General features: G+C 72.6%; 7 protein-coding genes. 2 read left to right on the top strand and 5 right to left on the bottom strand.

The features are described from left to right. Positions 1–77: 77 nt before the first annotated feature. Both ACFW22_RS35415 and ACFW22_RS35410 read right to left on the bottom strand, forming a co-directional pair. A complete protein-coding gene (locus ACFW22_RS35415; protein ID WP_056558898.1) occupies positions 78–272 on the bottom strand; it encodes a hypothetical protein in 195 nt (64 codons plus the stop codon). A gap of 271 nt (positions 273–543) precedes the next feature. Continuing rightward, the gene (locus tag ACFW22_RS35410; protein ID WP_386412829.1) at positions 544–1689 is read right to left on the bottom strand and encodes a PP2C family protein-serine/threonine phosphatase; all 1146 of its coding nucleotides are present in this window, start codon (positions 1687–1689) and stop codon (positions 544–546) included. A 106-nt stretch (positions 1690–1795) separates the two neighbouring features. Between ACFW22_RS35410 and ACFW22_RS35405 the strand changes: the two genes are divergently transcribed. Next, entirely contained in the window at positions 1796–3025 is a 1230-nt protein-coding gene (locus ACFW22_RS35405; RefSeq protein WP_386412826.1) for a GNAT family N-acetyltransferase, read from the top strand. A gap of 134 nt (positions 3026–3159) precedes the next feature. Here ACFW22_RS35405 and ACFW22_RS35400 read toward each other — a convergent pair whose 3' ends face one another. From ACFW22_RS35400 to ACFW22_RS35390, 3 genes are all read right to left on the bottom strand, one after another. Further along, entirely contained in the window at positions 3160–3969 is an 810-nt protein-coding gene (locus ACFW22_RS35400; RefSeq protein WP_386412823.1) for an Fpg/Nei family DNA glycosylase, read from the bottom strand. After that, positions 3969–4463 carry a ribose-5-phosphate isomerase gene (locus ACFW22_RS35395; RefSeq protein WP_386412820.1) on the bottom strand — a complete coding sequence of 165 codons (495 nt, stop codon included), beginning with the start codon at positions 4461–4463 and terminating at the stop codon, positions 3969–3971. The genes ACFW22_RS35400 and ACFW22_RS35395 overlap by 1 nt, the downstream gene beginning before the upstream one ends. A gap of 147 nt (positions 4464–4610) precedes the next feature. After that, the gene (locus tag ACFW22_RS35390; RefSeq protein WP_386412817.1) at positions 4611–5204 is read right to left on the bottom strand and encodes a biotin transporter BioY; all 594 of its coding nucleotides are present in this window, start codon (positions 5202–5204) and stop codon (positions 4611–4613) included. Positions 5205–5466: 262 nt separating this feature from the next. On the opposite strand from ACFW22_RS35390, the gene ACFW22_RS35385 reads away from it, so the two are divergent. Next, a complete protein-coding gene (locus ACFW22_RS35385; protein ID WP_386412814.1) occupies positions 5467–6933 on the top strand; it encodes an amino acid permease in 1467 nt (488 codons plus the stop codon). Positions 6934–6962: the final 29 nt, after the last annotated feature.

Genomic DNA, 6962 nt, shown 5'->3' with positions numbered 1-6962 from the left:
GTGCGCGAGACAGCGCACCGGGCCCGGCCCTCTTCGCGTTCGGGTGGGGCGCCCCACGGGGCCCCACCCGAACGGGTTCAGAACTTGATCGAGGCGACCGTCTGCGTGATCGAGTCGAGGAAGCGCTGGATGTCGTCGGCCATGCCGGTGGAAGCGAGGAAGAACCCGAAGAGGACCGCGACCACGGCCGGGCCGGCCTTGAGGTTCCCCCCGCGGATCAACACCACCAGGATGATTGCCAACAGCAACACCACAGACAGTGAAATGGCCACAACTGATCCCACCCTCGGTCGGTCCCACCTTGCCCACCAGGGAGCCCCTGTCTCGGAACACCCCCCGCTGCCCTCCATCGTGCCACCAACCCTCCTGCCCTCGCTGCCGGGTGACGAATCGTCTCGGCAGGAGGGACGGGCCGCGGGGAAAGCGGGTGCGCCGGCGCCGCTCGGCGGGAAGCCGCGCCGAGGTCCTCGCGGTGCGCCCCGATCGTGCGGAGGACCGCAGGATGGCCGGAATCGATCGGAAGCGGGCGATCAGGCCGGGCGATCAGGCCGGGCGGGAGATCAGCAGGAGGGCGCGGTCGTCGTTGACGTCCTTGGCGACGGCCTCGATCAGGTGCCAGGCGACGCCCTCGAAGCCTTCGGCCACGCAGCGGTCGGCCTCGCCGGTGAGCCGGTCGATGCCCTCGGCGATGTCCCGGTCGGCGGCTTCGACCAGGCCGTCGGTGAAGAGCATGAGGACGTCGCCGGGACGCAGCGCCCCCTTGACCGGATGGAACTCGGCCCCGTCGTAGACGCCGAGCAGGGGGCCCTCGGCGGCCTTCTCCTCCCAGCGACCGCTGCCCGCGTGGAGCTGGAGGGCGGGCAGGTGACCGGCGGAGAAGAGTTCGTAGTCGCCGGACTCCAGGTCGAGGACGAGGTGGACGGAGGTGGCGAAGCCCTCGTCCCAGTTCTGGCGGAGGAGGTAGCCGTTGGCTGCGGGCAGGAAGCCGTCCGGCGGGAGGGATCCGAGGAGTCCGCCGAAGGCCCCGGAGAGCAGCAGGGAGCGGGAGGCCGCGTCCATGCCCTTGCCGGAGACGTCGGTCAGGACGACCTCCAGGGTGCGACCGCCGTGGGTGCGGGCGGCGACGACGAAGTCGCCCGAGAAGGACTGTCCGCCGGCCGGGCGCAGTGCCATCTCGCGGTGCCAGCCCTGGGGGAGCCGGGGCAGTGCGCTCTGCACGCGGATGCGTTCGCGCAGGTCGAAGAGCATGGTGCCGCCGCGCCGCCAGGGCACGCCGACCCGGGCGCGGAACTGGGCGATGAGCAGTCCGAAGAGGCCGCAGGCGGCGACGACGAGGACGGTGCCGGGGGTGACCCTGGCGGGGCCCTGGGTGTACGGGCCGAGGACGACGGACTCGACGATGAGGGCGCCTGCCGCCGCCGCGTACAGGGCGAGGAGACTGGCGGGCCGCAGCAGCAGCCCGCCCGCCACGATGGGCAGGGCGAGCGCGGCCGGCGAGCACCACACGGGGTCGATGAGGCTGCCGCAGGCGATGGCGGGGATCACCAGGAGGAGTCCGACGAAGGCGAGCCAGTCGGCGCCGTCCCCCCGGAAGTAGTCGACCGCGGATCTGCGCAGCGAAACACGGGCCCGGCGCACGCGCCTGCGTGTCCGGGCCGCGTACGTGTTCATTCCCGCGCGATGTCCCATTGGCCTGGACCCTATCCATCCCGTCGGGCGTCGTGCAGGGGTACCCCCGTGACAATGTGCGGGAAATCGGGTCGCTACCGGCGCGAGCCGTTGGTATCGATGGCACATGACGACTGAGCTGCGGGTTCTCGACCCGCTGGAGTGGGACCGCTGGTACGGGGTGTTGGAGCTCGCCTTCGGGGGCGTGCAGGAGAGTCCGGAAGAGCGGAAACTGTGGCACGACCTGACCGAGTGCGACCGTTCCCTGGGGGCGTGGGACGGCGATCTGTGCGTGGGTACGGCGGGGGCGTTCACGTTCCGGCTCACGGTGCCGGGCGGGGCGTCGGTCCCGGCGGGCGGGGTGACGATGGTGAGCGTGGCCGGAACCCACCGGCGGCGCGGGATCCTCACCGCGATGATGCGGCGGCAGCTGGACGACCTGCGGGCGGCGGGCGAGCCGCTCGCCGTGCTGACGGCGTCCGAACCGGAGATCTACGGGCGGTTCGGCTACGGCGTCGCCGCGTACGCGGTGCGGGCGACGATCGACACGAACCGGGTGCGGCTCACGGTGCCGGAGGGCACGGACTCCGTGGTGCTGAGGCAGGCCGACCTGGCGGACTCCTCCGCGGCGTGCGAGGCGGTGTACGCGAGGTCGGTGCCGTTGCGGCCGGGGATGCTCGCGCGGCAGCCCGGGTGGGAGCGGCTGCCGCTGCTGGACCCCCCGGCCGATCGGGAGGGGACGTCGCCCCGGTTCTGCGTGCTCGCGGAGCGGGACGGGGAGGTCGTGGGGTTCGCGCACTACGCGATCAAGCCGGACTGGTCCTTCGCGGGGGCCGAGGGGTCGGTGCGCGTGCACCGGTTGCTGGGGCTCGATCCGGCGGCGGAGGCGGCGCTCTGGCGGTTCCTCTGTTCGGTGGACCTGACCTCGGAGGTGCGGATCAGCGGCCGGCCGGTGGACGACGGCTGGCAGCACCTGGTGAGCGACGTGCGTCGGTGCGCACCGACCTTGCGGGACTCCCTGCACGTGCGCCTCGTGGACGTGGGCGCGGCGCTCGGGGCCCGGACGTACCAGGCGCCGCTGGACGTGGTGCTGGAGGTAGCGGACCCGTTCTGCCCGTGGAACGCGGGTCGGTGGCGGTTGACGGGCGACGCCAAGGGGGCGGTCTGCGTCCGCACCGGGGACGTCCCGGACCTGGCCCTGTCCGCGCGGGAGTTGGGGGCGGCCTACCTGGGCGGTACGTCGCTGGTGTCGTTGGCCGCGGCCGGGCGGGTCCGGGAGTTGCGCGGAGGGGCGCTGGTCGAGGCGTCCGTGGGCTTCGGCTCGGCCGTCGCGCCGTGGCTGCCGCACGGATTCTAGGGCCGGGTTCCCGGAGGGCGGGCGCCGGGACGCGGTTCCCGCTCGTCGCCGGGGTGCTCCGGGGGCGGGCCAGTCGCTCGGGTTCCCGGGGGCCCGTCGCGCGGGTGCTCCGGGGCGGGGTGGCCGCGTCGGGGTCAGCGCTTCTGACAGCGGGGGCACCAGAAGAGGTTGCGGTTCGCCAGTTCTGCCGTGCGGACCTCCTCCGCGCAGATGTGACAGGGCTGGTGTGCGCGGCGGTAGACGTAGACCTCGCCGCCGTGGTCGTCCACGCGGGGCGGGCGGCCCATGGCTTCGGGGGTGTGCTCGGGGCGGACCGTGTCGATGCGGTTCAGGCGGACGCCCTCGCGCATCAGTTCGCCGAGGTCGGTCCAGATCGCGTGCCACTCCCCCGCCGTGAGGTCCTTGCCCGCCCGGTACGGGTCGATGCCGTGCCGGAAGAGGACCTCGGCGCGGTAGACGTTGCCGACGCCGGCGATGACCTTCTGGTCCATGAGGAGGGCGGCGATCGTCGTGCGGGACGCCGAGATCCGGCGCCAGGCCCGGTCGGGGTCGTCCGTGTCGCGGAGCGGGTCGGGACCCAGCCGCTCGTGTATCGCCTGCTTCTCGGCGTCGGTGATCAGCGCGCAGGTGGTGGGACCGCGCAGGTCGACGTGGCCGTGTGCGTCGGCGATGCGCAGGCGGACGGTGTCGGTGGGCGGCGGGGCCGGGGCGGCGCCGAAGTTCACCTTGCCGAAGAGGCCCAGGTGGATGTGGACCCAGCCGATTCCCGCGAAGGCCAGGAAGAGGTGCTTGCCGTGGGCCTCGGCGGTCTCCAGGACGGTGCCGTCGAGCAGGGCCGCCGAGTCGGCGAACTTGCCCTGGGGGCTGGAGACGCGCACGGGCCGGCCGCCGAACCGCTCTCGGTGGTCGGCGGCCAGCCGGTGGATGGTGTGCCCCTCGGGCATCAGGCGGTCGGCTCCTGCGGGTGGTGCGCGGGGATCGGGGGGAGCTCGCCGGTGTTCTCATACGCGGTGAGCATGTCGATCCGGCGGGTGTGGCGCTCGTCGCCGGAGTACGGGGTGCTCAGGAAGATCTCGACGAACTTGGTCGCCTCTTCCTGGGTGTGCATCCGGCCGCCGACGGAGATCACGTTGGCGTTGTTGTGCTCGCGGCCGAGGGCGGCGGTCTGCTCGCTCCAGGCGAGGGCGGCGCGCACCCCCTTCACCTTGTTCGCGGCGATCTGCTCGCCGTTGCCGGAGCCGCCGATGACGATGCCCAGGCTGTCCGGGTCCGCGGCCGTCTTCTCGGCGGCGCGCAGGCAGAACGGCGGGTAGTCGTCGAGGGCGTCGTAGATGTGGGGGCCGCAGTCGACGGGCTCGTGCCCGTGAGCCGTGAGCCACTCGACGAGGTGGTTCTTGAGTTCGTAGCCGGCGTGGTCGGAACCGATGTAGACGCGCATGACGCCGAGTGTGGCACGCCGGGGGCCGGGAGGCGGCCAGCGGGGTCGCCGGGTCGTTCCGTGCGGGGCCCCGCTCCCCGTGCGCGGGGAAGGGCCCCGCCGTTGCTGCGCAAGCGGCGGGGCCCTTCACGGCACGGGGCGGCGGGTTCAGCCCTTGCGCTCGACGAGCTTCCAGGCGGCCGGCAGGGCACCCATGGCGAGCGCGGCCTTGAGGGCGTCGCCGATGAGGAACGGAACGAGGCCGACGCTGACGGCCTGGCCGAAGGTCATGCCGGTGGCGAGGGCCAGATAGGGGACGCCGACCGCGTAGATGATCGCCGAGCCGAGCACCATGGCACCGGCCGTGCGGAGCACCGAACGGTCGGCGCCGCGGCGGGCGAGGGCACCGACGACGGTCGAGGCGAGGAGCATGCCGAGGATGTACCCGAAGGAGGGCATTCCGTAGCCGGAGCCGGCCTGGGCGAACCACGGGACGCCCGCCGCTCCCGCAACCGCGTACAGGGCGAGGGAGAGGAAGCCGCGGCGGGCGCCGAGGGCGGTGCCGACGAGCAGGGCGGCGAAGGTCTGGCCGGAGACCGGGACCGGGGAACCGGGCACCGGGAGCGCGATCTGCGCGGCGATGCCGGTGAGGGCGGCGCCGCCGACGACCAGGGCGATCTCGCGGGCGCGGCTCGCCGGGAGCAGGTCGGCGAGGACGGCGCCCGCGGGAAGGGAGCGGGCGGGGGCGACGGCGGTGCTCATCGGGTACTCCGCGGGGTGAGGGTGGGAGGGACAGGTTGACGCTATGCCAGGAGTGAGCGGTCGATCACCGTCAGCCGCCGACAAAGGGAACGGCAGCCGCTTCATTGACTTCTGACAAAGATGCATCCCCACACCTCGGATCACGTGACCCTCGTCACGTGGATATCCCGTGGAGAAGCACCTTTTGCTCTCACAGGAGGTCAACGGAGAGACTGTGGGGTCTCCATAAAGCCCCCGCTCTCCGAGAACGTGAGTTCCCTCCATGCACGATGCTCCGACGTCCCCTCCGACCACCGGCCCGCCCACCGGCCCGCCCACCGGTCCGCCCGTCGAACCGGAGCCGCCGTCACGCGGCCTGAAGCAGCGTCACCTGACGATGCTGGGACTCGGCGGGGTGATCGGCGCCGGGCTCTTCGTCGGCTCGGGCGCAGGGATCGCGGTCGCCGGCCCCGGCATCGTCGTCTCCTACCTGCTTGCCGGTGGGCTCGCGATGCTGGTGATGCGGATGCTCGGCGAGATGTCGGCGGCGATGCCCTCCTCGGGGTCCTTCTCCGTCCACGCGGAGCGGGCGCTCGGCCGCTGGGCGGGCTTCTCGGTGGGGTGGTTGTACTGGTTCCTGCTCGTCGTGGTCCTCGCCGCGGAGGCGACGGGCGCGGCGAGGATCGCGCACGGCTGGGTTCCGGGCGTGCCGCAGTGGGGCTGGGTGCTGCTCTTCATGGTCGTCTTCACCCTGGCCAACCTGGCGTCGGTGAAGAACTTCGGCGAGTTCGAGTTCTGGTTCGCGGCGCTCAAGGTCGGCGCGATCGTCCTCTTCCTCGTGCTCGGGGTGCTGGCGATCGGTGGCTGGCTGCCCGACACGGACCCGGTGGGGTTCGCCAACCTGACCGGTCAGGGCGGTTTCCTGCCGCACGGCTGGTCGGGGGTCGTGTCCGGGGTGCTCGTCGTGGTCTTCGCCTTCGGCGGCCTGGAGGTCGTGACGATCGCGGCGGCCGAGTCGGACGATCCGGCGCGGAACGTGGCCCGGGCGGTGCGCAGCGCGGTGTGGCGGATCCTCTTCTTCTACGTGGGCTCGATGCTGATCGTCGTGACGCTGCTGCCCTGGACCTCGATGGAGCCGGGCGAGTCCCCCTACGTGGCGGTGTTGGACGCCATCAGCGTTCCGGGAGCGGGCCGGATCATGGACGTGGTGGTGTTCGCGGCACTGCTCTCGGCCCTCAACGCGAACCTGTACGGGTCGTCCCGGATGCTGTTCTCGCTCGCCGGTCGGGGCGAGGCCCCGAAGGGGCTGCTCCGACTCTCCGGGCGGGGCGCCTCCCGCCCCGGCGCGGCCGGCAGCGGGGGCGGGGTGCCGCGCCGGGCGGTGCTCGCCTCGGTGGCGTTCGGCTTCGCCTCCGTGCTGCTCAATCTGAAATGGCCGGATTCCATCTTCTTGTACATGCTGAACGCGGTCGGCGCGGTGTTGCTCTTCGTCTGGGCGCTGATCGCCGTCTCGCAGCTGCGCCTGCGGCGCCGGATCGAGCGCGAGGCGCCCGAGCGACTGAGCCTGCGGATGTGGGGCTTCCCGTGGCTCACCTGGACGGCGCTCGCCGCGATGGCCGCGGTGTTGGTCCTGATGGTGCTCGACGCCGGGACGCGACCGCAGGTGTTGTGGTCGGCGGGAGCAGCCGGGGCGGTGCTCCTGGTGGCCGGAGTGCGTGAGCTGCGCACGGAAGGGGGCCGGTCGTCCTGACCGACCCCGCGCGACGAGGCCCCTGGACC

Source organism: Streptomyces sp. NPDC058872, from assembly GCF_042743065.1.
Lineage (GTDB): Bacteria > Actinomycetota > Actinomycetes > Streptomycetales > Streptomycetaceae > Streptomyces.
This window is presented reverse-complemented; position numbering and strand designations above follow the sequence as displayed.